A 24,972-nucleotide genomic window follows, 5' to 3' on the forward strand; every position below is an offset into this window, starting at 1 on the left:
GGCGGTGGTCGCTTTTTTATGTACGCAGTGCAGCGTTGTAAGCCTTCAGGCGCGTTTTGCCTCCTGTACGACTTGTTCTACAGCTTCTCCCTGGCTTTGCGCCGCGACATTGCCAACGCCGCGCAACAGGAAGTGCGACAGCGCCGGAATCAACACCAGGGCGCCCACCATGTTCCAGATGAACATGAAGGTCAGCAAAATGCCCATGTCAGCCTGGAACTTGATCGGCGACCAGGCCCAGGTGATCACACCCGCAGCCAGCGTCACACCGACCAGCGCCACCACCTTGCCGGTAAAGCGCAATGCATGGCGATACGCATCAGCCAGCGTTGCGCCCGCGCGCTGCTGCTGCAACTGGATCGAGAGCAGATACAACGCATAGTCGACGCCGATGCCGACACCCAAGGCGATTACCGGCAAGGTCGCGACCTTCACGCCCATGCCCAGCGCTACCATCAGCGCTTCGCACAGGATCGAGGTAATCACCAGCGGCACCACTGCCACCACCACCGCGCGCCAGCTGCGGAAGGTGATGAAGCACAGCAGGATCACCGCCGCATAGACGTATAGCAACATCGTGACATTGGCCTGCTTGACCACGATGTTCGTGGCTGCTTCGATGCCGGCGCTACCTGCGGCCAGCAGGAACTGGCGCTCCGGCGTGCTGTGTTCTTTGGCGAACTGGTCCGCTGCCTTCACTATCCGGTCCAAGGTCTCGGCCTTGTGATCGGCGAGATAGGCGACCACCGGCATGACCGAGCATTCGTTGTTGAACAGGTCCGGGTTGCTGGTGGACGCGGTACGCGCTGCATAGTTCAGCACATCCTGGTTCGGCGAGATGGCCAGCCACTTGCTGCTGCCCTCGAAAGTGCCGGCAGTGATCTTGCGCACCGCATCGGGCAAGGACACCGTGGTTTGCACACCAGGAACTTGCTGCAGCATCCAGCCCAAACGGTCGGTTTCCATCAGCGTGGCGTATTCCAGGCAGCCTTCCGGTTTCGTCTTGACGATCACCGCGAACTGGTCGTTGGACAAGGAATACTTGCCGGTGATGTAGGCATTGTCGAGGTTGTAGCGCGAGTTCGGGCGCAGTTCCGATGCGCCAGGATCGAGGTCGCCGATCTTCAGGTTCAGGCTGACGACAAAGCCGGCCACCCCAATCAAGAGCGAGACGGCGATGGCACCTATGGCCCAGCGCCGCTCGGTAAAGCGTTCCAGCCATTTCCAGATGCCGCCTTCTTCGCGTTGTTCAGCCTGCAAGGCACGCTCGGCCGCCTTCTTGCTCACGCCGGTATACGACAGCAATACCGGCAGCAGCACGAGATTGGTGAACACGAGCAAGGCCACCCCCAGGCTGGCAGTAATTGCCAGATCCTGAATCACTGGAATATCGATCAACATCAATACGGCAAACCCGACCGCATCGGCCGCCAGGGCAGTCAAACCAGCGAGGAACAAGCGGCGGAACGTGTAACGTGCGGCGACCAGCTTATGCGTGCCGCGGCCGACATCCTGCATGATACCGTTCATCTTTTGCGCGCCGTGCGACACACCAATCGCAAACACCAGGAACGGTACCAGGATCGAGTACGGATCGAGCTCGTAACCGAGTGTCGTCACCAAGCCCAATTGCCACAACACCGCCACCAGCGAACAAAGCAAGACGAGGGTCGTACTGCGCGTGCAGCGCGTCCACCAGAAGATGATGGCAGCGGCGATCACAGCAGCCACACCGAAATAAATCATCATCTGCTGCAAGCCGGCCAAGAGGTCACCCACCACCTTGGCAAAGCCGACGATACGGATCTCGATCTCGGCCCCTTCGGCTTGCGCATACTTGGCGCGGATGTCTTCCAGTCGCTTGGACAGTTCTTGGTAATCGAGCGCAGCACCCGTACGCACGTCCTTGTCCATCAGCGGCACGAAAATCATGCTGGACTTGTAATCGGTACCGACCAGGCTGCCGTAGATCTGCGCGCGGGCGATGTTCTGGCGCAATTGCTCGGTGTGCTTGGGCGAACCGTCGTAGTTGTCCGGCATCACGGGGCCGCCGCTGAAACCCTCTTCGGTTACCTCGTTCCAGCGTACCACTGGCATCCACAGCGATTTGACGTTGGCGCGGTCGACACCCGGCGTCAGGAACAGTTCATCGTTGATCTGCTTCAACGCCTGCAGATACGCAGGGTCGAAAATGTCACCGTTCTTATTCTCGACTACGATGCGCAGCGCATTGCCCAAACCCTTCAGCTCATTGCGGTTCTCGAGGAAGTTCTTGATGTACGGCTGGTTGTGCGGGATCGTCTTTTCGAAGGCCGCATTCAGCGTCAGCTTGGTGGCCTGGAAGCCCAGCACCACTGTGGTCAGCACACAGGCGAGAATCACCAGCAGGCGGTTGTTGAAAATCAGCCGCTCGAAACGGCTGCCGGAGTTGCGGTCGAAATCCTTCAACTCGCGGATGGGCGGCATGTCGTCGATGTTGTTCGTTAGCATTGCATTCTTTCTTTGTTTTACTTCAGCGCTTCGACACGCACGCCACCCATGCCGGCCAGCGCAATCGCGCCGTTGCTGGCTTCAGACACAGCAAATGCCGGGCCCGTCGTCGCGACTTTCACGCGGTTGAAGCTGGTGCCGTTATCGCTGGACAGCAGCACGTGGCCTGCCTGGCTAACCAGGACGACAGAACCATCCGAGCGTACGAGGCCGCTTGCCAAACCTGCATTGACACCGGTGTCGACCTTGGTCCAGGAAGCACCGCCATCGTTGCTTCGGTACGCATTGCCACGCAAGCCGTACACCAGCACCAAATCCGCCGTACCGGCAACGCCAAACAGCGTGCCTTGATACGGCAGGTCTACGTGCGTAAAACGCCGCTGCACACGGTCGAATTTGAGCACCAAGCCTTGTTCGCCGGCGATGAACAGCGTGCCGCCGGCCGGGCGGATCGCATACAAGTGCAAGCCCTTCGGGTTGTCGACACGATCCAACCATGGCATCCAGCTCTGGCCGCCATCTTCGGTACGCAGAATCAGGTTGAATGCGCCGATGACGAAACCTCTCTTATCGTCTTCGAACCAGACATCGAGGAAGGGTTTATCGGCGCCTTGTGCGGCGAACGCCTCGGCGTCCTGCTGCAGGCGTTGTGCGACAGGATCGTTCGGATTGGCCGGCTTGCCATACTGCTTGACCAGCAAGTCGGCGGCCTGCTTGCCATCGAGTTGCTTGGTCCAGGTGGCACCGCCATCGGTGGTATGCAGGATCACGCCTTCATGGCCGACCGCCCAGCCCTTCTGCGCACTTGGGAAATACAGAGCCGTGAGGTCGGAACTGAGCGGCACTTCGGCCTGCGTCCAGTTCTGGCCGTCATCGGAATACAGGATGTGGCCGCGCTGGCCCGCTGTAACGAGGCGCTTGCCCGCCAGCGCCAATGCATTGAGCGGCGCGCGCAGCGCCAGAGAACTCTTGGCTGCCGGTAGTGCCAGCGGCGTGTGAAAGATGGGTTCAGCAGCAGCCGAACCTGCAATAATGGCAGCCCCCAGCACAAGCGGGGGCAATAAAGTTTTGTACTGCACGTCTCGCTCCGTCCAATGTTAATTCGATGTGGGCGCCCCGAGGGTGTTACACGCTCTTGGGGCGATACACGCTCTCGGGAGCGTTTGAATTTATTTGCGGCACCGAAAAGTCCGGTGCCGCACACGCATTGACTAAATTGTCTTAGCGTACGCCTGCGCCGCTGAGGCTATCCGCAGTCCAGCTACTGTCCGGCGTGAACTTGTCCGACACTTTCACACCGCCCTTACCCGGCCAGACGTTGATGCAATACGTGCCGGCGATGAGGTCGTAGTGGCCTGCAGCCGTGCTGTAAGCGCCGGATGCATCGTAATTCGGTGTGATGTAGTTGAAACCTGGACGCCACATTTGTCCACGGCCGTCATACTGGTCGGAGGCAAGCGCAGCCCAGCTATCCTCGTCCACGTAGAAGGTCCGTTTCGAATAGATGTGACGCTTGCCTTCCTTCAAAGTCGCCTCGACCACCCATACACGATGCAATTCCCAGCGCACGGACGCTGGATTGATGACCTTCGACCCGAATACCTCTTCCGGATTCGCGGCATAGGCGAAGCGGTAGGCGTTGTACGGCACATAGAATTCCTTCTTGCCGACCAGCTTGAAGTCGAAGCGGTCCATCTTTCCATTGAACAGATTGATGTCGTCGATTGTCGACATGCCGGAGGTACTGGCGTTGGGCGTGTCGTAGGCCAAGTCCGGCGCGAGGCGCACGCGGCGCTGACCCGGCAGGTACTGCCACCTGCGGCTTCCTTTTTCCGCATCAACATGGTCGTATGACAGGATTGCCTCCCCGGCACGGCGCGCCGGTCCACTGTAATTGGCGCGCGCACGCGTGAAGAGGACGGCGTCACCATCCTTCGACTCGTCATAGTATGGCGCCTCCTGCGTCCATGTACCCTGGGTGGAGACGAAGAGCTTGCCGGAAGAGTCGACGTTATACGCCGTATATTTCGGCACGACAAAACCCACACCCTGAAAACGCGTAATGTGGTTGGTCATCACTTCATTACCGTTCTTCGGGATCGGGAACGGAACGCCGGCACGCGCGCCCTGCAAGGAGAGACCGTCTTCAGAGAGCTTGGCCCGGGTCGCATTCTTTACCGAATTTTCCTGCAAGGACTTCGGGAGCGATACGGTGCGATGCGTCTTGAAGACATCGATGCGAAAGTCCGGATAGGCCTTCATCAACGCCTTGGTGCCTTCGGTCAGCTTGTCCGCGTACTGGGCCATATTCTTCGCGTCGATCGAGAACAGCGGCTTCTCGCTCGCGAAGGGATCGGGACGCACCCCGTTGGACTTGTCGAAGCCGGCGGGAGCGGTGGTCAGGCCGCCGGTGTATTCGGGAATCGAGCCATCCTTGTTGCCGGCCTTTTCCGCGCCGGTCATGGTCAGCGTGGTGCCCAACTTCTTGGCGTCCTCCGCACTTACCGCGGCATGGGCGATGCCCATTGACGCGGACAACAGGCCCGCGCCGATCAATGCTGCTGCTAATTTCTTCATGGTGTGTCTCCGTTATTTAGAACGAGGTCTTGAATGTGGCATAAAGTGCGCCGCGATCGTTCAGCAGCGCCCCTGCGCCCGCAGATGCAGCAACCGCGCCGGTCGCCGAATTCACCGTGTAATGACCGAATGCGTCAACGTACTTCAGGTCAAAGCGGTATTTGCTGTACAAGTCCAGGGCCAGGCCCACCGACCAGCTGCCCGCGTACTTGTTGCCGCCGGACGACACTGTCGAGTTACCCGACAGGCCGCGCGAGTAGTTGACCGGCATCGACAGATCCGCCCCTGGGAATATCTGGAACCAGGTCGGCGTGAAGCCCAGCGACACCCCGAAGAAGTCCTTGCTGACACGGTCGATTGCGGTGTAGCCGGTGCGGCCCTTGAACACGTTGTTGGGGTCGTTGGTTACCGACAGCAGACGGCTCCAGGCAAGTTCTGCGTTCCAGGACGCACTGTCGAACATCGGTGTGGAATTCACCGTGCCAATCACATTGAACACGCCATGCAGCGTTTCGCCGCGCGCACCCAGGACATCGCCGTGTGCCGGCAGACGCGCGAGCGAAGTAATCACGATCGAATCGCTGGCCAGCGGCATGTTCTTGCGATAGTTCAGGTCCATACCGAAGCTGACGCCAGCAATGTTTCTGGTCAGGCTGACGCCGTACATGTCGATGTCGTCTGCGTAGTTCAGGAAGTACTGGCGCGGAGCGGCCCCCATCAGGATCGTCTGGGGCAGGATGTCGGAGAAATTACGCGCATAGAAACCCAGCGTGCCGTCCAGCCATTCCGGGCTCCAGCGCGCTGCCAGGCCCCAGTCGCCACGTCCCTTGGGCCCAATGTCCCGACCATGGAGTGCGCGCACGCCCGGCGCCAGAATGAGTGACTCGCCACCGCGCTGCAGGAGGTCTGCGGCGCCGTAATAGGTGCCTGCTTCCGGCAGACGGGCCGCTTCCCACTTGAAGAAATATTGACCGGCGATCGACAGATCCGACGTAGCCTGCAGTTGTCCGGAAAGCTGTGCGCGCGGACGAGCCAATTCCTTGACTTCGACGCCAGGCGTTGCCTGGGCTTTGGCCAGATCGAGTGGCGCTTGGCCGTAATTGATGCCATGCACGGGGTTAGCCAGGGCTTCGCCCCAGTACACGTTATGGCGGCCGGCACGCACCGTCAGTGGCATGTTGCCGAGGTCCACTGTCCCGAACACGAAAGCGTCGAGCCATTCGCCGGACAAGCCGTTGTAGTAGCGGTTGGCATAGTTGCTCAAGCCGAAGGCGGGCGCGCCATTGACCAAGTGGTTGGAGGTAGCGAGGCTGGTGTTGTCGAAGTTGCCCGAGTAGGCCCGGTCGTACCAGGAGGCGGCGGACACGCGCGCGCCGAATTTTTTCTGGTAGACGACGTCGAGCTCGGATAGCAAGTCGACACGGTTCATCACGATGCTGTGGCGCTTGAAATTGCGATCACCATCATCGTTATTTGGATTCGCAAGAACGGCAGGATCCTGCTTTTCCACGCGATAGCCGAGGTTGTAGCGCACGGTGTTATCGAAGCGCACCTGCATGTCGTCATTGCCCGTATCGACCTCGAATGCGTTCGCGCCTGCGCACACACCCATGCATGCGGCAGCCACGGCAGCAGCGAGCGCCGTGCGCCGAAGGCCGCTGGACTGGGCTTGTTTGGGGTTGGTCATATTAAATCTCCTCAATCTTGGTTTTTTCCACAAATTTTTATAGGTGAGCGCATAAATGCGTCATCCCTCCCTCAAGCGCGCTCTCAACTCCGCATGTCGCCTCCCCCCATCGTCATACCCCTCTTGATTTCGTTGATTTATTTATCGGGTCGATGCAGATTGCGCAGGCATGGAATCAAGTCTTTGCCGTGTACTTCTTGCCAGTGGCAAAGATGCAGATGTAAACCAGGAATTGCACATGTGAACCATTGGAAAAATGAAACCCGCCAGGCGCCAGGCATCTGTTCACGGATCGGCCCGCAAACCTCAAAACGAGGGTAAACGACCAAAACTCCTCGCCGCCCCTCCCAAATTGGCTAGTGAGGAGGGGGCATGGTGTTTTGAGAAGGAAAACGTGAGGTCAAAATGCGGAACCACGGCGGCAGGCAGGAAGACGGCACAGAACGCGCAAGGGCCGGTTTATCGAGCTCGGTTCGGCACCCTTCTCCCGCAAGCGGGAGAAGGGGCCGTGCTCCGTGTCAAAAAAATTTTGATAACTTGCTTAGTAATGAATGTGCGATCAGCGATCCCTAACCCAATCGTTCAGGACGGCCTCGTTATCCTCGCCACGACGCGGAATGCGTCGCGGTTGTGCCAACGGCGTACCGGAAAAGCGCGGCGCCGGATTGGCCTGCAGCACACCGTCAATGTTGGTGTATATGCCGCGCGCCGCCATGTGCGGATGCGCTGCCGCCTCGTCCACGTTCAATACCGGTGCAAAGCAGGCGTCGCTTCCTTCCAGCAGCGCACACCATTCGTCGCGGGTGCGGCTGGCAAACAAGGTGACGAGGCGCTCCTGCAATGCCGGCCAGACCTTCGAATCATTTTTTTTTGCGAAATCCGGGTCGTCGGCCAGTCCTAGCTTTTCCAGCAAGATGCGGTAGAACCTTGGTTCCAGCGAGCCGACCGTGATGAATGTGCCATCGGCGCAGCGATAGCTGCGATACCAGTGCGGTCCGTCGAGCAGGCTCTGGCCACGTTCATTAACGAACTGACCCGTTGCTTTCATGCCCAACATCAGGTTCATCATGTGGGCACTGCCATCCAAGATCGCGGCATCCACCACTTGCCCCTTGCCGGTTGCACGCGCGTTCATGACACCCGCCAGCACGCCGACCGCCAGATACATCGCACCGCCGCCGACATCGCCAATCATGCCGGGCGGCGCCATCGGCGGCTCTCCGGGCAAGCTGGCATACCAGAGCGCGCCAGAAAGGCCGATGTAATTGATATCATGGCCGGCGGCATGCGCCAATGGTCCGTGCTGTCCCCAGCCGGTCATGCGGCCAAACACCAGCTTGGGATTGCGTTCCAGGCACACGTCTGGCCCGAGGCCCAGGCGCTCCATCACGCCGGGACGCATGCCTTCAAGCAGAATATCGGCGCTCTCCACCAGGCGCAGGACGGTTTTCACGCCTTCATCGGTTTTGAGATCGACGGCGATCGAGCGCTTTCCGCGGTTCTGGACCGCGTACTTGCCGAAATCAAGATCTTCCGGACCGGCCTTCAGGCGATCAACCAGTACGACATCGGCGCCCAAATCCGCCAACAGCATGCCGCAGAACGGTGCCGGTCCGAGTCCGGCAATTTCCAGAACCCGTAATCCCTTCAGCGGGCCGCTTCCATTTCGAGTCATTTCTTTCCTCATGATGAACGTCGAATGAAAAAAACGCCGCACCCTGCATCAAGCAAAGCGCGGCGTGATTCTTCGCCTCCGGTGGGCGAGCATGGGCAATAAGCGCTGCCCATTCGGAACGCACGATCAGCCCTTCAGACCCTTCATGGCGGTTTCGAAGAAGGCCGCCACTTGCTGGTTGGCGTCTTCACGCGGCACTGCCGTGCTCCAGTCGCTGATCTGCCCGAATTGCGCTGCCACGGTATCGGGCGTCAGTTCGCCGCCGAGGTACACCGGCGCCGTCTCGACCAGGCGCACCGACGAGAACACCCCGGCGCCCGCCCCCAGAATCACCTTGCTCGGCGCACCCTCGCTCACCAGGTACAGCGCACCCGGCGTCACTTGTTCCGGACGCACTGCCTTGAGCAGCGCTTCCGGCATCACGTCTTCGGTCATGCGGGTGGCCGCGATCGGCGCCAGCGTGTTGACCCGGATGTCGTTCTTCTTGCCTTCGATGGCCAGCATGTTCATCAGCCCCGCTACCGCCATCTTCGCCGCCCCGTAGTTGGCCTGGCCGAAGTTGCCGAACAGACCCGCCGCCGAGGTCGTCATCAGGATGCGGCCATAGTTCTGTTCGCGCATCGTGTCCCACACCGCCTTGGTGCAGTAAGCCGAACCCATCAGGTGCACATCGACCACCGCGCGGAAGTCGGCCATGTCCATCTTCGACAGGGTCTTGTCGCGCAGGATGCCGGCATTGTTGATCAGGATGTCGACGCGGCCGAACTCGGCTTTGGCCTGCTCGACCATCGCGCTGACTTGCTCGAAGTCCGCCACGTTGGCGCCATTGGCAATCGCCGCCCCGCCCAGCGCCTTGATTTCTTCGACCACGGCCAGCGCCGCGTCCGACGAACTGCCGCCACTCTTGCCGTCGCGGCTGCCGCCGAAGTCGTTGATCACCAACCTGGCGCCAAGCTTGGCCAATTCCAGCGCGTGCACGCGGCCCAGGCCGTTGCCGGCACCCGTCACAATGGCCACACGGCCGTCAAAGCGAATTGTCATATTCTTTTCTCCTGAAATTACTCGATACGGTTTAAGGCTACGCTGAATAAGTCCCGTGATGGCGCGCGCCTGGTTTCGGGATGGGGCGCAAGGCGCAAACCGCAGACATGGCGGGCCATGGCGAGGATTTGCAACGCCGCGCACCGCCCGAAGCCAGGATGCGCGACGCGCGAGGACTTGTTCTGCGTAGCCTTAAGCAAATTGACGCAGGATCGATTCGGCGACGCACACCGGCTTGGAGGCGCCTTCCATTTCTATGGTCATTTCGACGATCACCTGCGCGCCATTGCTTTCAATCGGTTCGAACGATTGCAGCTTGAATTGCGCGCGCAGGCGGCTATTGACCGGAACCGGTTTCAGGAAGCGCACCTTGTTCAAGCCATAATTCACACCCATCTTGACGTTACGGATTTCGAAGGCATTCGGGAGGAAGTGCGACAGCAGGGAGAGGGTCAAAAATCCGTGCGCAATCGGCCCGCCGAACGGGCCTTTGGCAGCACGCTCGGGATCGACGTGGATCCACTGATGGTCGCCTGTGGCATCCGCAAAGGTGTTGATGCGGTTCTGGTCGATCACCAACCAGTCGCTGGTGCCGAGTACTTCGCCTACGAGAGATTGCAATTCGGCCAGGGTTTCGTAACTTTTCATGTGTTTATCCAAATGGTTTGCTAATAAATCCGTGCAAGGCTATGCACGCAATTCCGCTTGCAGCGCTGCCGCACACGCCGCTTCGTGGCGGTCGCTGCTGCCCAACAGCAGATCAGCCACGATGGCACGTTTGAAATAATGGCCGATGACGTACTCTTCGGTCATACCGATGCCGCCGTGTAACTGGATGCCTTGTCCGCACACGAATTTCGCTGCGCGGCAGATCAGCATCTTGGCTTCCGACAGTGTCTTTTGCCGATTCGCTTCATCGTCGTTTTCCACCGATGCCAGTGCGACGTGCAGCATCGAACGCGCCACTTCCATCTCGGCTGCCATGTCGGCGATGCGGTGTTGCAGCGCCTGGAAGGTACCGATCGGCACGCCGAACTGCTGGCGTGTTTTCAGGTATTCGGCTGTGATTTCAATGGTCTTTTCCATCGTGCCGATGAGTTCGGCGCAGAGTGCGACGATCCCGTGCGCCAAACCAGCCTTCAATGCTGCAGAACCACCGGCCAGCACGGCATCGCCACCCACTTGCACACCATCAAAGTTGAGTTCCTCGACCCAGGTACCATCATGCAGCGGCAACGCCTGCCGCTTCAGGCCGGTGCTGTTGGCATCGACCAGAAGCAGCGTGATGTCTTTCGCGCCTGTCACTTGTGCGGACACAATGAAGGCATCTGCGCCGACCGCACCCAGCACCAGCGACTTGCGTCCTTGCAGCACATAGCCGTCGCCCTGCTTTTCCGCGCGCAGCGATACCGGGCCCGGCATGCCACGCGACTCGGGTTCGCTGTAGGCCAACGCGATACGCTTCGAACCGTCGGCGAGTTGCGGCAACAAACGCTCCTTTTGCGCTGCCGTGCCGCCGGCTACCATTGTCTGCGCTGCCAGCACCGCGCAGCCGAGATAGGGGTCCAGCACCAGACCGCGGCCAAGCTCCTGCGCAATGATCGCGGTGTCGATCAAGTTGCCGCCCAGGCCGCCGTATTCTTCGGGCAAAGCGGCCATCAGCCAGCCGTTCTCGGCAAAGCTACCCCAGGTGGCGTTGCTGCCGCCCTTGCCTCCCTTCACAAGCGCGGTACGCGCTTCAAGGCTATATGCCTTGCCGACGTAGCGGCGCACGCTGTCCTGCAACAGCTGTTGTTCCGAATTCAGATTGAAATCCATACGTGTCCTCGGTTGCTAGAGCGCTTTGATTGTCAGTGCAATGGAGGCAAGGTTGCGTCGAGGAGCGCAGGCGTACGCAAGTACGCCGAGCACCACAGACGCAAGATTGACCCATTTCACTGACAAGCAATGCGCTCTAAAGTTGGAACTGCATCTTGGCGATGATGCCTCGCTGCACCTCGCTGGTGCCGCCATAGATGGTCGACGCACGACGCAGGAACATGTCGTTGGCGATGCCACGTGCCAAATCCTGCAGCGGATAAGCTTGGTCAGACGCCGGCTCGTGCGGATGCGGATAGCAGACGGCGCCGTAGTCGCCCAGTGCCTCGATCTGGGTTTCGGTGATTCTCTGCTGCAGTTCGGTCGCGCGAATCTTCAGCATCGAGCCCAGCACGTGCGATGCGGGATTGTGTTCCTGGTCCAACTTGGCCACGCGCTGCACCAGCATGCCGATCGCCTGCAATTCAGCGTCCAGGCGTGCGAGCTTCAAGGCAAACTCCGGACGGTCGATCAGCCGCTCACCACCCGCGCGCAGTTTGGTCGCGAATTGACGCAGCTCGCGCATATAGCGATTGAGCTCCGGCAGGTCAGCGGTGGTTGCATGTTCATTGTTGAGCAGGAACTTGGTGATGCCCCACCCTGCTCCTTCGGCGCCGATCAGGTTCTTCACCGGCACGCGGACGTTGTCGAAGAAAGTTTCGTTCAGGTGATGCGCATCGTCGATTGAGCGGATCGGACGCACGGTAACGCCTGGCGACTTCATGTCCACCAGCAGGAAACTGATGCCGGCCTGCTTCTTCACTTCCGGATTGGTGCGCACCAACAGGAAGATCCAGTCTGCATGATGCGCATAGCTGGTCCAGATCTTTTGCCCGTTGACCACGTAGTGATCTCCATCGCCGCTTTTGACCAACTCGGCGCGCGTGCGCAGCGAGGCCAGATCGGAGCCGGCCCCCGGTTCCGAGAAGCCCTGGCACCACAGGCGCTCGCCACTGAAGATGGCCGGCATATGCTCGGCCTTCTGCTCGGGCGTGGCGAATGCGTTGAGCACCGGACCAAGCATCTTTTGGACAAAACCGTCCTGTGTCGGCGCGCCGGCAGCAGTACATTCGTCATCGAATACCAGGATCTGCGGCACCGACCAGCCGGTGCCGCCGTGTTCCTTGGCCCAGTACGGTGCGCCCCATCCTTGGGCATCCAGAATCTTTTGCCAGCGCATGATCTGTTCGCGCGGCGAGCGCGTGCAGCGCTGCAGCCCTTTCAGATCGGCCGGCACCTTCGTTTGCAGAAATTGCCGGACTTCCTGACGAAACGATTCCAGCCCTGGATCAGGTTGAAAATCCATTCCCCGATCCTCTGTTAAGTACGATACATGGTGACGACCGCGGCACCACCAATACCAACGTTGTGCTGCACGGCGATGCGCGCACCTTCAACCTGGCGCTTTTCGGCCTGGCCGCGCAGTTGCTGCACGAGTTCCGTGCATTGCGCGAGACCAGTGGCACCGATCGGATGGCCCTTCGACAGCAGGCCACCGGACGGGTTGACCACATATTTTCCGCCGTAGGTGTTGTCGCCGTCGTCGATGAACTTCGCCGCACCGCCTTCCGGGCACAGGCCGAGTGCTTCATAGGTCAGCAGCTCGTTCTGCGCGAAGCAGTCGTGCAGTTCGACCACATTGACGTCTTCGGCGCCGATGCCGGCTTGCTCGTACACCTTGTTGGCCGCAGCGCGCGACATGCCGAAACCGGCGAGGTGGCGCATGTCGCCGGAATTGAACGTTTCGGGACCATCGGTGGTCAGCGCCTGGCCGGCAATCCACACGCGGGAATCGAGGCCATGCTTCTTCGCATAGGCTTCGCTGCACAGCACTGCCGCAGCCGCACCGCAGGTCGGCGGGCACGCCATCAGACGCGTCATCACGCCCGGCCACATGACCTTGTCGTTCATCACGTCTTCGGTCGTGACGATATTGCGGAACACGGCGTAGGGATTGTTGGCGGCATGGCGGCTGGCCTTGGCGCGGATCTTGGCGAACGATTCCAGCGGCGTGCCGAAGCGCTTCATGTGTTCCTGGGCCGCAACGCCGAACAAACGCAGCGCCGGCGGCACTTCCGCGGGAACCACGCTGGCGCACTGCTCCTGGAACAATCCGAGCGGGGACGGCCGGTCAGTGTACATATCGCCCAGCGCGCCTGGAGTCATCTGTTCGAAGCCGAATGCCAGCGCGACATCCACCATGCCGCTGGCAATCGCCTGATTCGCCAGAAAGAGGGCCGAGGAGCCGCTGGCACAGTTGTTGTGAACGTTAATGACGGGGATGCCGGTCATGCCGACGTCGTACAGCACGCGCTGGCCACCGGTCGAATCGCCGAAGATGTAGCTGGCATAGGCTTGCTGGACCGATTCATAGCCGACCTTGGCGTCCGCCAAGGCCAGGCGTACCGCCTGCGCTCCCATGACCGGGTAGGTTTCGCTCTGGCCCGGCTTCTTGAATGGAATCATGCCGACACCGGCAACGACGACTTTTTGCGACATATCTTTCTCCTTTGATTTTAGAAAACTTACTGGCAAGAACGACTACCCCGTTCTTGCTGAGCACGATGTACCTCTTGCACTGTTGAGCTTACGAGTATCAACAATATGCGTGCGTGCCATGGATCCGCCCCTCCCCAATAGGGAGGAGGGGTAACGACCGAAAAGCTGTCCTAAACAGGCACGCAAAAGTTTTTTGGACACGGTAATGAGACCGTCCCCTCCCCTTCAAGGGGAGGGACAGGGTGGGGATGGGTTAAATGCCTCTGCTGAAACCCATCCCCACCCCCAACCCTCCCATTGAAGGGGAGGGAGCTGGAACGCACCCCGTGTTAAAAAACTTATGCGTGCCTGCTTAAAGCGGTTTGACGTCGCATGCAAGGGAGCCGAGGTCGGGTCGAGAAGCCCTTGCTACACCAACCGTACGTGAGGTACGGTGAGCATCGCAGGCCCGAGATCGGTCCCTTTCATGCGACGGCAAACTGCTCTAATCAAAAGAGGCGGTCCGAACCGGGGTAAAGCGGCGCTTCTTTCGAGAGGAAGCGGTTCAACGACTCGGCGTGATAGTTGCTGCCTGCGCAAAGTCCCTGAAATGCCGCTTCCAGTTGCGTCAGCGCATGCCGGTCGGTCTCGAACGAACGATTCAGGATGCCCTTGGCCATGCCCAAGACATGGGTCGGCGCATTGTCAAAGCGTTGCGCAAACTCGATGGCAGTCTCGCGCAAGCGTTCGGCCGGGACCACGGCCTGAACCAGTCCCATAGCCAGCGCCTCATCCGCCGCAATATCACGCGCGGAAAAAACGATTTCCTTGGCACGCGGCAGGCCAACCAGCCTGGGCAGGATGTATAGCAGCGTCAAATCCGGAACGAAACCCATGCGCGGGAAGCTCGACACAAGCCGCGCACGCTCGGACGCGATGACGAAATCCGCGGCCAGGGCGAGCGACAGGCCCGCACCAAGCGCGTAACCGTCGACGGCGGCGATGACCGGCTTTTCAAGGTCCATCAATTCTGAGTGCCAGCGATGGGCGTCGAGCAGCAAGTCGCGGACGGCGAATGACTTTTCATCATCGTCCGACTCCTTGTTTTTCAGGTCCGCTCCGGAACAAAAGTGACCACCAGCGCCCGTCAGCACCACCGAACGCACCGAGCGATCCTGCCGTACAGCTTTGATGGCGGCAGCCAATGCGTCCTTGATGGAATCATCGAGCGCATTTCTTCTTTGCGGCCGATTCAGCGTGATGACCGCCGTCTTGCCGACTTTCTCGAATACGACTGGGCTGTCACTCATGTCAATTTCTCCTTGTGCGATGAGGCCCTACCCCTGCAGGGCGATTTGCTGCCTAAAAGCCAAAAACAATGTTTATCAATAGATTTTCGAATTCACCACGAATGGACGAAATCGGCCTTTTGCCAGCCTATGGTAGGTATGCACGCGTGATGCTCACACCTCCCTTTTTGTCAGGGGAGCCATCCGCAAAGGGTGGAAAAACAGCGACAAGCCGGGCCACGCGGCTGCACTGCCACAGCCGCCCTCTCTTTGCGGGAGGGGACGAAGGCGAAAGCGCATTCCTACACTCGGTGCACCGGACCCCGAATTAGAGAAATTAGAGAAATTAGAGAAACCACGGAGACTATGATGAAATTGAACTTCGCCCGAGTCATGGGCCAGGCTGCCCTGTGCTATGCCAATCAGGATGCCCTCGTAAATATCGAGCGCAATCGGCGATACACCTTCCGCGAACTACACCTGCTGACCAATCGCATTGCCAACATGATGCGGACGCGCTTGAATCTGCGCCGCGGCGATGTCTCTCTTTGCATTCTTGAAAACGATAATCTGTCATTGATGCACGCATGGACGGCCTTCAAGGGCGATGCCGTAGTGGCCCATACGAACTTTCGCGACTCCATTGATGAGCACCGTTGGCAGGTCGAGTTCATCCGTCCGAAGGTTGTCTTCATCGAGACTGCGCTGCTGGAACGCTATGGCGACATGCTGCACCAGTACGGCACTACCGTCGTATGCATGGACCCATTGCCGGCCGCGCACGAAGGCGCACTGTACTTCTGGGATCTGCTGGAAGGCGTATCCGATACAGATCCCGACATCGAGTCCGATACGCAGACCGACATACTTATCTATCGCTTCACGGGCGGCACCACCGGCAAGAGCAAATGCGCGCAGTACACCATAGACAACTGGCTGGCGGCGCGCGATTCGATGTACGCGGATAGCGAGCAAAGCGCCGCACTGAACGACAAGACGCGCTATCTGCACATCGCTCCGATCAGCCATGGCTCCGGCCTGTCTTTGCTGCCTACGCTGTTTCGCGGTGGTTGCACTGTCACGCAGAACGCGGCCGACCTCAAGGCCTGGTGCCGCAATGTGGAAGCGGAAAAGATCACCACCTGCCTGATGGTACCCACCCTGGTGAACTGGTTGCTGGACCTGCCGGAAGCGTCCCGGCACGACTTGTCCAGCTTGCAAACTCTCTACTACGGCGCTGCGCCGATGAGCCCGGCCAAGCTCAAGCAGGCGCAGGAGCGCTTCGGCAACATCTTCTTCCAGCTCTACGGCTCGACCGAATGCGCGCAGGCCGTGTGCACGCTGACCAAGACCGATCACCTGACCGCAGTGGAAACCGGCCGCCTCGCATCGGCAGGGCGTCCCGCTATCGGCATCGAAATGAAGATTGTCGACGAAGCGGGCAACGAAGTTCCGATCGGCAGTACAGGCGAGATCTGGTTGCGCGGTCGCGGAACCATTTCCGGCTATTACAAGAATCCGGAAGGCACAGCGTCCGAGTTCGCCAATGGTTTCTGGAAGTCAGGCGACCTCGGCTATCTCGACGAGGCAGGCTATCTCTTCATCGTCGACCGCAAGAAGGACATGATCATCACCGGCGGCTTCAATGTTTACGCGGTCGAAGTGGAGGGAGCGCTCAACGCGCATCCTGCGGTATCCATGTCTGCTGTCGTTGGCGTGCCTGACGATAAGTGGGGCGAAGCGGTGCATGCCGAAGTCGTGCTCAAGCCCGGCGCGTCGGTCGATACCGACGCCCTGATTGAGCATGCCAAGGAGCGCCTTGGTCGCTTCAAGGCACCCAAGACCGTGAAGATCGTTGAAGCGCTTCCGGTCAGTGCCGTCGGCAAGGTCCTGCGCCGCCAGGTGCGTGAAAAATACTGGTCGGATCAGATGCGGCGAGTGTCCTGACGAGCGCTGCGCTCTTTCAAATTTGCTCCGGCTATACACCGGAGCTTTTTCTTTGCCTATTACCGGAGAAAAGTCCGAAAAAAATCCCGCTTCCCTTGCGGGTCGCGGGCAAAGTCAATCACACTTGGATTGGGGAGACAAAATGGCTATTAGATAAAGAGGCTGATGCCGGCTCAAGCGCGCGCGAATATCCCGACGTGTTCGGTGGATTCCTCGACACGCCACAAGCCGCCGCCATTGCCCTGCAGCGCAATGCGCGCCCCGTCGACCTGGCGCTTGCCGCAGTTGCCGCGCAACTGCTCGACCAGCTCGAAGATCTGGCCGATGCCGGTGGCGCCGATCGGATGCCCCTTCGATTCCAGGCCGCCCGACGGATTGACCGGCAGCTTGCCGCCGAGGGCGCTGTCGCCGCGCTCGGCCATCACCCCCGACTGCCCCGGCGCGCACAGGCCCAGCGCTTCGATCGACAGCAGCTCGCCGATCGCGGTCGCATCGTGCACTTCGGCCACGTCGACATCCTTGGGACTGATGCCGGCTTGTTCGAATGCCGCCTTGCCCGCCAGATGGGTGCAGCCCTGGTCGAAGTCATCGGCCGCGCGCGCCGAGGCCGACCGCACCACGGAGGCCAGCACCTTGATCGCGCGGCGCTTGTCGAAACCATATTTCTCCAGCGCCGACTCGGTGCACACGATCGCGGCCGCCGCGCCGTCGGAGATCGGCGAACACATCGGCAGCGTGATCGGATAGGTGATCGGCGGCGCGGCCAGGATTTCCTCGATGCTCATCGCGTTGCGGTATTGCGAACGCGCGTTGTGCACCGAATGGCCGTGGTTCTTCGACGACACGGCTGCCAGCTGGCGCTGGGTGATGCCGAAGCGCTCCATCAGGCCGCCACGGCCCAGGGCCGCATACACGTCCATGAACGGGCTGTACGGCTTGGGCGACTGCGAACCCTCCGGCGGCACGATGCTCTTGCCCATCGCCGCCAGGTAATGCTTGTTGTCTTCGAAGGTTTCGATGTCCCACGCCGATTCGAAGGCCGAGAACATCTTGGCCTTGTCGCTGTAGAACATCTTTTCCGCACCGACGGCAATCGCCACGTCGGCCGCACCGGCCTTGAGCTGGGTGACGGCCAGGTTGAACGCGTGGCTGGACGAGGCGCAGGCGCCTTCGAGGTTGTAGATCGGGATGCCGTCCAGGCCCAGCGGCAACAGCGCCACCTGGCCGCGGATCATGTGCTGGCCATCGAAGTGGCCTTGTGTGCAGTTGCCGTAGAACGCAGCCTGGATGTGCTTGCGGTCGCAGCGGGCATCCTGCAAGGCGTCTTCCACCGCCCAGGCGGTCAGTTGCTTGACAGTCTTGTCGGTGTGGCGGCCGAACGGCGTCATGCCGACGCCGACGATGTAAATGTTTTCCATAATGAGTCCTTGAAAAAGTTGGGACTCCCCTCTCCCGCAGGCGGGAGAGGGGTGGGGGGTGAGGGTGTTTGCAAGGGAGACTGGCTTGACAAGCCCCCTCATCCCCAACCCTTCTCCCGCCTGCGGGAGAAGGGAGCAAGAATCAATAGCCCTTGAAGTCGGGCGTGCGCTTTTCGGCGAACGCGCGCAAGCCTTCGGCCATGTCGTACGAGCGCTGGTGGTTGCGCAGCGCCAGCACTTCGTGGCGCAGCGCATCGGCCACCGACTTGTCGGCCGCTTCATTGGCCACTTTCTTCATGTTGCGCAACACCAGCGGGCTCTTCCTGGCCAGCTTGTCGCCAATCGCCTGCACGCGATCAACCAGTTCGCCATCGGCCACCACTTCGCTGACCAGGCCATAGGTTTTCATGTCCGCCGCCGGCAAGGCATCGCCGGTGAACAGCAGGTACATCGCGATGTTGTGCGGGATCTTGCGCGGCAGCACGGCCGCGCCGCCACCGCCCGGGAACACGCCGAAGTTCGAATGCGCATCGCCGAACTTGGCGCTGTGCGCCGCGATCACGAAATCGCAGCACAGCACCGCTTCCATGCCGCCAGCCAGCGCCAGGCCGTTGACGGCCGCGATCACCGGCTTGGGGAATGCGCACAGCAGGTCGAAGAACACCACGATGGTGTCCAGGAAATCCGGTTCGCCCGGCTGCGGCGCACCGCCGGCGGCTTTGAGGTCGGCGCCGGCGCAAAAGGCCGGGCCGGTGCCAGTCAGCACCACCACGCGCACGGCCTCGTCGTCTTGCCAGTTGCGCAACTGCGCAGTCATGTCGACGAACATGTCGCGGCTCAAGGCATTCATCGCCTTGGGGCGGGTCAGCGTGATCCAGCCAACCTGGCCCTTCACCTCGAAAGATACGTTTTCGCTCATTTTTCTCCTCAATCAAAATGCAGATGGCGTGTTTGTTCGGATCCCAAGGTACGCCAAGCCATCCCACCAATTCCCCTCCCCTTGCGGACGAGTAAAACCTCCGGTTCGCTTGCGGATTTATTCGGGCTGACACCGAGGTGTTGAGCTTGGGCAGAGCGAAGCGACGCGTAAGGGCGCCGATGAAAGATCTGCGGGAAGAATGAAATCAAGCCAATGGTCGACACCTTATCGATAAGGCACATTGACTCTGCACTGGGATTTTTAAGCCGACCTCAGCCCACAAGGTTTCTGATACCACCACATGCAGGTGTCCAATGCCTTGCCACTTGGCAAAGACGGTGAGTCACAGGACCACCTCGGGATAACTGATACCAATCCCATGCCATAACGCGCCATGACATTGCGTCTTTTTGCGTCTGGCGGCGTTGCACTCGTCGTCAATAGCTCGCTATTGACTCCTCTTGCGCCTTGCCAGTCGAAAAAATCCATCAATGTCATCCGGCACCTTATGGCATGGGATTGGTATGAGGCATTCCGGTCACTCTGGAATATGAAGCGCTTGGGAAGTAGACTGGATTCATTCGGAATCCTTTAAACAAACACATTGAAGGAGATCGTCGTGAACATGACCGAAACTGACACTCAAGCAGCTATCTCGGCACTCAACAAGATTCTTGAAACCGAGCTGGCCGGGGTTGTGCGCTACACACACTACGCCTTGATGGTTTATGGTTACAACCGCATTCCCATAGTCTCATGGTTAAAAGGCAATGCGGATGAAAGTCTTATGCACGCTCAACGCGCTGGTGAATTGGTCACCTTGCTCGGTGGCCACCCGTCGCTCAAGATCGGCTCATTGCTTGAAACAGAACAGCACAACATTGGCGACATCTTGCGCGAAAGCTTGGCGCACGAACAAGCTGCCTTAGTCGCCTACTACGAACTCCTTAATATTGCAGCGGGAAAAACAGTCTTGCTGGAAGAATTTGCTCGAGAAATGATCGTGCAAGAAGAACTTCACCAGGATGAGGTGAATAAGATGCTCAGATCGCCAGGCGCAATTGAACCATTCAAGCAGTGACCGCACCATAAAAGGTTGTTTTGCGGGCGGTCATTTCTGTCTCGCAACCAAGCCCAGGAAGGCGGACGCGCCCGCCTTCCTGCTCAGTTTGACCACTCTCTGAATCGGAAATTTACGCCGATTCAGACTGCACGACACCGACTGAGGCATGACGTGCCACTGCACGTTTCACTAACAAGGCAGCTGCCGAGGCCAGCACAACGCCCATCATGATGGTAAACACCGTGCTGAAGCTGAAATTTTCCTTCAACATCAGGGCGCCGGCGATCGGACCAGCGATGCCGCCGAACCGGCCCATGCCTTGCATCCACGAGATGCCAGTCGAGCGGCCGCTGGTTGGGTAGAACGCGGCAGCAAGAAAGGCCATCGAGCCTATGGCGCCGCTGATGCCAATACCTGCAATGAATATGCATGCGGCCAGCCAGGCAAGGTTGCCTGCCTGGTGCCCGGCAATCCAGACTCCTAACCCGCCCAATGCAAACGCTGCGGCGATGACGACATCCCTGTCAAAGCGTCCCATCAGCCAACCGAGCCCGAACGTGCCGATGATGCCGCCCGCTGCCAGGAGGGTGGTGACGAGCGTTGCCTGCTGCAAGGTTGCGCCCGTCCCCTGGATCAGGGTCGGCATCCATCCCAGCATGAGGTAGTAGGCCGTAGCGGCAAAGAAGTAGGAACTCCACAGCATCAAAGTGCCGGCCCTGAAACGCTTCGACAGCACCACCGATACACCAGTCTGCTGCTGCGTCTGCGGTTCTTCCGAGAGCACGAAGCGTGTATCGTCAAACGATTTGCCAGGTGCAATGCGCCGCAGTACAGCGGCGATTCGATCCGACGGCCAGCCGCGTTGCACCATGAAGCGCAGCGGCTGAGGCGTGGCGAGCAGCATGAACACGGCAAGCACGATCGGGAAAACCCCGCCGATGATGAAAATGCTTTCCCAGCCGTAGGTCGGAACCAGGGCCGCCGAAATCAATCCGCAGGCCGTTGCACCGACCAAGGCGCCGCAACCTATCGCATTGACGAGAAGCGCATTCATGCGCGCCGGCGCATATTCGAACATCAGCGTCGCCGCGCCCGGCAACGCCGCGCCCAGGCCGATTCCCGTCAAAAGACGCCATATGCCAAGCGAGGTGAGCGAGTCGGCAGTCATGGTGCCGATACTGCACACGCCAAACATGAACATCGACCAAACGATCACCGTTTTCGGACTAATGCGATCGAATAGAGGTCCGGCTATCAATGCGCCGATCGCCAACCCGAATACTGCCGCGCTCATCACCGGACCGAATGCTGCTTTCGATACACCCCACTCTTGCGCAAGGACCGGCACAACAAAACCGACTGCCACAGCGTCGTAGACGTCAATCGCGACGAGCAGAAAGCAGGATATGAGGATGCGCCATTGATACGGCGTGAAGCGTTGTTCATCGATGAATTGTTGCACGTTGAGCGTGTGGGATGTGCTCGTCATGGTGTCTCCTGAATAGGGAATAGTTTGAAATCTTTATCGCCTGCCGCAGATTGCATCGGAGGCTTATCAGTGCATTCTCATGTCTGTATGTTCTCTTAGTTCCTCATCACTTTCTTCCCTTGTTGAAATCGGTTAATTGAACATCCGGGCTAATGCGTTTTCACCAACCGGAAGCCCAGGTGCGACATGCTGTTGTACGGGTCGGTCCCGCGCCGCGCACTGGGCCGGTAACTCAGGCAGTAGTCTTCATTACAGAGAAAAGAGCCGCCGCGCGTCACGCGCCGCGGCGCGTTCTCCGGCACGCCGGGCTCACTCGGGTCCCATGAACCCGATGGCCCTGCCGGGTTGTCGAGTGTTTTGCGCGCACGCGCGTCGCGTTGGAATTGATCGGCGCGATACCAGTCGGCCACCCATTGCCAGGCGTTGCCGGTCATGTCATACAAGCCATAACCATTGGCCGGAAAGGTGCCGACCGGGCTGGTGCCCAAGGCGCCGCCGGCCTTGGGACTGATCACGGGAAAGGCTTGCGCCTGTTGTCCCTGCCAGACATTGGCCATTTGCTTGCCGCCCGGCGCGAACTGGTCGCCCCAGGCGTAGGTCGCCTGCTCCAGTCCGCCGCGTGCGGCGTATTCCCACTCCGCTTCGGTGGGCAGGCGCTTGCCGATCCACTGCGCGTAAGCCTGTGCATCCTCATACGACACTTGCACCACCGGATGATCGTCCTTGCCGTCGATGGAACTGCCGGGACCGTTCGGATGGCGCCAGTCCGCACCTGGCACATAGCGCCACCATTGTGAATAATCCTGCAGGGGCACCGGACGGGCGGTGCCGACGAACACCATCGCGCCGGCCACCAGCGCACTGTCCGGCGGCTGCAGCGTACCGGGCGGCAGCTGGGCTTTCAAGGTTTCCCAGTCCGGCTTCCTTTCCGCCGTGGTGACATAGCCGGTGGCGTCGACAAACTGGCGGAACTCGGCATTGGTGACATGATGCCGGTCCATCCAGAAGCCGTGCACGCGTACCTTATGGGCGGGACGCTCATTGGGCTGCGCAAGCTGATGGTCGCTGCCCATGCGGAACTCGCCGGCAGGAATGTAGACCATGCCTTTCAGACCGTGGATGCCATCGCCCAGCACGACCACAGGAGGATGCGTCTGCGCGGATTCAGCGTGCCAAGAGAAGAAGGCAAGCCCCCCCGCCCCTGTGCCGCATGCCAGCAGCGCCGCCAATACGCCGCGCCGGAAGCGGGACGCTCGACGCGCTTGAGGAGGTATTTTTGCTTCCATGGGCAATGACTTTTGCCTGCGTTGATGGCGCTCCATCGTTCTCCTTCGCATAAGGCGCTCCTTGTTTGTCATTTGGACTGGAACCGCAATGCGGCTGTGCCGATATCCAGGAATTCCTGCGCGTGCGCAGCCACGTCATTCCTGCTTGCGCCTTATTCCCTGCAAGAATTCCTGAACCAGGTTCGAGCGATCGAACGACTTCGAGCCTTGTACCGGCGGATAGTCCGCCAGCGACTTCAAGTGCGTGCCGATAATCTCGCCCATCGGTCCGCCCAGCCAGGCCGCCTTCTGGATCAGATGGCCGTAGGAGTCCTTGCTGTCATAGCTTTCGAACGGATCGCTGCGCAGGTTGAACAGGAGCGGCATGGTGCGCGGCACCAGGTTGGCGTAGTAGTCTTCCTTGGTCGAGAAGTGGAACTTCCATGGTCCCATCCGAATCGCGGTCAACTTGTTTTCGAAGTAGTACAGGATGTGGCTGCGCGCGCTTTCCGGCGACTTGCCCGTCCAGTAGTCGAGATTGTTCACGCCGTCGATGACTTGCTTCTTCTCCGTCTTCATCCGTTCGACCACTTCCGGCACGCCCGCGGCGGCGGAAAAAGTGGTGAACATATCCTGATGCCCCTGGATGCCGTTCTTGATCTGGCCGGACTTGATGGCGCCGGGCCAGCGCAGCATCGACGGTACCCGCACCCCGCCTTCGTAGGTCGTCATCTTCTCGCCGCGGAATGGGGTCGTGGCGCCGTGCGGCCATGAGGCATGTTCGGGACCGTTGTCGGTGGAGTACCAGACGATGGTGTTCTTGTCGAGGCCGTTCTGCTTGAGGAAATCCAGCACCAGCCCGATATCGTGATCGTGCTGTAGCATGCCGCTGCCCTGGGTGTCGTCCTCATGCGTGTGCTTCGCCGCGGCGTTGCGCCACTTGTCGTTGAGGTGGGTGTACAAGTGCATGCGCGTCGTATTCAGCCAGACGAAGAAGGGCTTGCCTTCCTTCTTGGACTGCCGCATGAAGTCGGTTGCCCTGGGAATCAGCTCCGCCGCATCGAAATCTTCCATCCGCTTCATGGTGAGTGGACCGGTATCCTCGATCGTCTGCTTGCCGATACGCCCGAAGCGCGGATCGACCGTCGGGTCGTCCTTGTCAGTCGCAAACGAATGCAACACGCCACGGGTTGCGAATTTCTGTGCGAACGCTTTGGGACCGCCGGGATACTTTTCGGCGTACGACTTGTAGTCCTGGTACTCGTGCATTTCCTCGGTGTTGAGGTGATAGAGGTTGCCGTAGAACTCGTCGAAGCCGTGCACGGTCGGCAGGTTGGGATTGTTATCCCCCAGGTGGTTCTTGCCGAACTGGCCGGTGCGGTAGCCGACCTTCTTCAATACTTCCGCCAAACTCGGCGAAGCGGCCTGGATGCCGAGCTTGTCGCCAGGCTGCCCGACGGTGGTCATGCCGGAACGGATCGGATACTGGCCAGTGATGAACGCAGCGCGGCCGGCCGTGCACGATGGTTGCGCGTAATGATCGGTGAAGCGGATGCCTTCCGTCCCGATTTTGTCGATATTGGGCGTGGTGTAGCCCATCACCCCCATGCCATAGGCGCTCACGTTTTGCCAGCCGATGTCGTCGCCCCAGATGACGAGGATGTTCGGCTTGTCCTGCTGGGCAGCATGTGCCGACAGCGGCGCTGCAAGCACGATGGCTGTTCCGAGCAGGGTCAGCATGCGTTTCATTTGCTTGATCATGGTGTCTTCCTTGATC

The 24,972-nt window shown here is 59.8% G+C and carries 18 protein-coding genes; 2 read left to right on the plus strand and 16 right to left on the minus strand.

Translation table 11 applies throughout. From position 1 onward, the window contains the following. Positions 1-45: 45 nt before the first annotated feature. From D3871_RS24470 to D3871_RS24520, 11 genes are all read right to left on the minus strand, one after another. Positions 46-2,490 carry an efflux RND transporter permease subunit gene (locus D3871_RS24470; protein WP_119771735.1) on the minus strand — a complete coding sequence of 815 codons (2,445 nt, stop codon included), beginning with the start codon at positions 2,488-2,490 and terminating at the stop codon, positions 46-48. Between the two features lie 17 nt (positions 2,491-2,507). Further along, positions 2,508-3,569, minus strand: a complete 1,062-nt coding sequence (locus D3871_RS24475; RefSeq protein WP_119771736.1) for a WD40/YVTN/BNR-like repeat-containing protein — start codon at positions 3,567-3,569, stop codon at positions 2,508-2,510. A gap of 142 nt (positions 3,570-3,711) precedes the next feature. Next, entirely contained in the window at positions 3,712-5,067 is a 1,356-nt protein-coding gene (locus tag D3871_RS24480) for a DUF1329 domain-containing protein (RefSeq protein ID WP_119771737.1), read from the minus strand. Between the two features lie 16 nt (positions 5,068-5,083). Further along, complete coding sequence (locus tag D3871_RS24485) at positions 5,084-6,754, minus strand: DUF1302 domain-containing protein (RefSeq protein ID WP_119771738.1); 1,671 nt, start codon at positions 6,752-6,754, stop codon at positions 5,084-5,086. A 559-nt stretch (positions 6,755-7,313) separates the two neighbouring features. Then, positions 7,314-8,429: a CaiB/BaiF CoA transferase family protein gene (locus tag D3871_RS24490; protein WP_119771739.1), complete on the minus strand. Its 1,116-nt coding sequence runs from the start codon at positions 8,427-8,429 to the stop codon at positions 7,314-7,316. Between the two features lie 126 nt (positions 8,430-8,555). Continuing rightward, the gene (locus D3871_RS24495) at positions 8,556-9,470 is read right to left on the minus strand and encodes an SDR family NAD(P)-dependent oxidoreductase (protein WP_119771740.1); all 915 of its coding nucleotides are present in this window, start codon (positions 9,468-9,470) and stop codon (positions 8,556-8,558) included. Positions 9,471-9,662: 192 nt separating this feature from the next. After that, positions 9,663-10,118, minus strand: coding sequence for a MaoC family dehydratase (locus D3871_RS24500; protein ID WP_119771741.1), 456 nt, complete (start codon positions 10,116-10,118; stop codon positions 9,663-9,665). A gap of 39 nt (positions 10,119-10,157) precedes the next feature. Continuing rightward, positions 10,158-11,288, minus strand: a complete 1,131-nt coding sequence (locus D3871_RS24505) for an acyl-CoA dehydrogenase family protein (protein WP_119771742.1) — start codon at positions 11,286-11,288, stop codon at positions 10,158-10,160. Between the two features lie 136 nt (positions 11,289-11,424). Further along, the gene (locus D3871_RS24510; RefSeq protein ID WP_119771743.1) at positions 11,425-12,633 is read right to left on the minus strand and encodes an acyl-CoA dehydrogenase family protein; all 1,209 of its coding nucleotides are present in this window, start codon (positions 12,631-12,633) and stop codon (positions 11,425-11,427) included. A gap of 14 nt (positions 12,634-12,647) precedes the next feature. Beyond that, a complete protein-coding gene (locus tag D3871_RS24515) occupies positions 12,648-13,826 on the minus strand; it encodes a lipid-transfer protein (RefSeq protein WP_119771744.1) in 1,179 nt (392 codons plus the stop codon). 488 nt (positions 13,827-14,314) lie between these two features. Then, complete coding sequence (locus D3871_RS24520) at positions 14,315-15,115, minus strand: enoyl-CoA hydratase/isomerase family protein (protein ID WP_119771745.1); 801 nt, start codon at positions 15,113-15,115, stop codon at positions 14,315-14,317. A gap of 345 nt (positions 15,116-15,460) precedes the next feature. On the opposite strand from D3871_RS24520, the gene D3871_RS24525 reads away from it, so the two are divergent. Then, positions 15,461-17,041: an AMP-binding protein gene (locus D3871_RS24525; RefSeq protein WP_233575802.1), complete on the plus strand. Its 1,581-nt coding sequence runs from the start codon at positions 15,461-15,463 to the stop codon at positions 17,039-17,041. A 173-nt stretch (positions 17,042-17,214) separates the two neighbouring features. On the opposite strand, the gene D3871_RS24530 is transcribed toward D3871_RS24525, so the two are convergent. Continuing rightward, positions 17,215-18,459: a thiolase family protein gene (locus D3871_RS24530; protein ID WP_119771747.1), complete on the minus strand. Its 1,245-nt coding sequence runs from the start codon at positions 18,457-18,459 to the stop codon at positions 17,215-17,217. Positions 18,460-18,601: 142 nt separating this feature from the next. After that, positions 18,602-19,378, minus strand: coding sequence for an enoyl-CoA hydratase/isomerase family protein (locus D3871_RS24535; RefSeq protein WP_119771748.1), 777 nt, complete (start codon positions 19,376-19,378; stop codon positions 18,602-18,604). A gap of 625 nt (positions 19,379-20,003) precedes the next feature. Between D3871_RS24535 and D3871_RS24540 the strand changes: the two genes are divergently transcribed. Beyond that, positions 20,004-20,459 carry a ferritin-like domain-containing protein gene (locus D3871_RS24540; protein WP_119771749.1) on the plus strand — a complete coding sequence of 152 codons (456 nt, stop codon included), beginning with the start codon at positions 20,004-20,006 and terminating at the stop codon, positions 20,457-20,459. A 112-nt stretch (positions 20,460-20,571) separates the two neighbouring features. Here the strand turns inward: D3871_RS24540 and D3871_RS24545 are convergent, their stop codons facing one another. From D3871_RS24545 to D3871_RS24555, 3 genes are all read right to left on the minus strand, one after another. Further along, entirely contained in the window at positions 20,572-21,930 is a 1,359-nt protein-coding gene (locus D3871_RS24545) for an MFS transporter (protein ID WP_119771750.1), read from the minus strand. A gap of 149 nt (positions 21,931-22,079) precedes the next feature. After that, entirely contained in the window at positions 22,080-23,252 is a 1,173-nt protein-coding gene (locus tag D3871_RS24550) for a formylglycine-generating enzyme family protein (RefSeq protein WP_233575803.1), read from the minus strand. A gap of 99 nt (positions 23,253-23,351) precedes the next feature. Beyond that, on the minus strand, positions 23,352-24,956 hold the full coding sequence (locus D3871_RS24555) for an arylsulfatase (RefSeq protein ID WP_199724913.1): 1,605 nt from the start codon (positions 24,954-24,956) through the stop codon (positions 23,352-23,354). Positions 24,957-24,972: the final 16 nt, after the last annotated feature.

This window comes from Noviherbaspirillum saxi, from assembly GCF_003591035.1.
Classification (GTDB): Bacteria; Pseudomonadota; Gammaproteobacteria; order Burkholderiales; family Burkholderiaceae_D; genus Noviherbaspirillum; species Noviherbaspirillum saxi.

Coding starts and splice junctions, on each gene's coding strand:
- D3871_RS24470 (WP_119771735.1), bottom strand. CDS start 2,490: ATGCTAACGAACAACATCGACGACATGCCGCCCATCCGCGAGTTGAAG.
- D3871_RS24480 (WP_119771737.1), bottom strand. CDS start 5,067: ATGAAGAAATTAGCAGCAGCATTGATCGGCGCGGGCCTGTTGTCCGCG.
- D3871_RS24485 (WP_119771738.1), bottom strand. CDS start 6,754: ATGACCAACCCCAAACAAGCCCAGTCCAGCGGCCTTCGGCGCACGGCG.
- D3871_RS24490 (WP_119771739.1), bottom strand. CDS start 8,429: ATGACTCGAAATGGAAGCGGCCCGCTGAAGGGATTACGGGTTCTGGAA.
- D3871_RS24495 (WP_119771740.1), bottom strand. CDS start 9,470: ATGACAATTCGCTTTGACGGCCGTGTGGCCATTGTGACGGGTGCCGGC.
- D3871_RS24500 (WP_119771741.1), bottom strand. CDS start 10,118: ATGAAAAGTTACGAAACCCTGGCCGAATTGCAATCTCTCGTAGGCGAA.
- D3871_RS24505 (WP_119771742.1), bottom strand. CDS start 11,288: ATGGATTTCAATCTGAATTCGGAACAACAGCTGTTGCAGGACAGCGTG.
- D3871_RS24510 (WP_119771743.1), bottom strand. CDS start 12,633: ATGGATTTTCAACCTGATCCAGGGCTGGAATCGTTTCGTCAGGAAGTC.
- D3871_RS24515 (WP_119771744.1), bottom strand. CDS start 13,826: ATGTCGCAAAAAGTCGTCGTTGCCGGTGTCGGCATGATTCCATTCAAG.
- D3871_RS24520 (WP_119771745.1), bottom strand. CDS start 15,115: ATGAGTGACAGCCCAGTCGTATTCGAGAAAGTCGGCAAGACGGCGGTC.
- D3871_RS24525 (WP_233575802.1), top strand. CDS start 15,461: ATGATGAAATTGAACTTCGCCCGAGTCATGGGCCAGGCTGCCCTGTGC.
- D3871_RS24530 (WP_119771747.1), bottom strand. CDS start 18,459: ATGGAAAACATTTACATCGTCGGCGTCGGCATGACGCCGTTCGGCCGC.
- D3871_RS24535 (WP_119771748.1), bottom strand. CDS start 19,378: ATGAGCGAAAACGTATCTTTCGAGGTGAAGGGCCAGGTTGGCTGGATC.
- D3871_RS24540 (WP_119771749.1), top strand. CDS start 20,004: ATGACCGAAACTGACACTCAAGCAGCTATCTCGGCACTCAACAAGATT.
- D3871_RS24545 (WP_119771750.1), bottom strand. CDS start 21,930: ATGACGAGCACATCCCACACGCTCAACGTGCAACAATTCATCGATGAA.
- D3871_RS24550 (WP_233575803.1), bottom strand. CDS start 23,252: ATGGAGCGCCATCAACGCAGGCAAAAGTCATTGCCCATGGAAGCAAAA.
- D3871_RS24555 (WP_199724913.1), bottom strand. CDS start 24,956: ATGATCAAGCAAATGAAACGCATGCTGACCCTGCTCGGAACAGCCATC.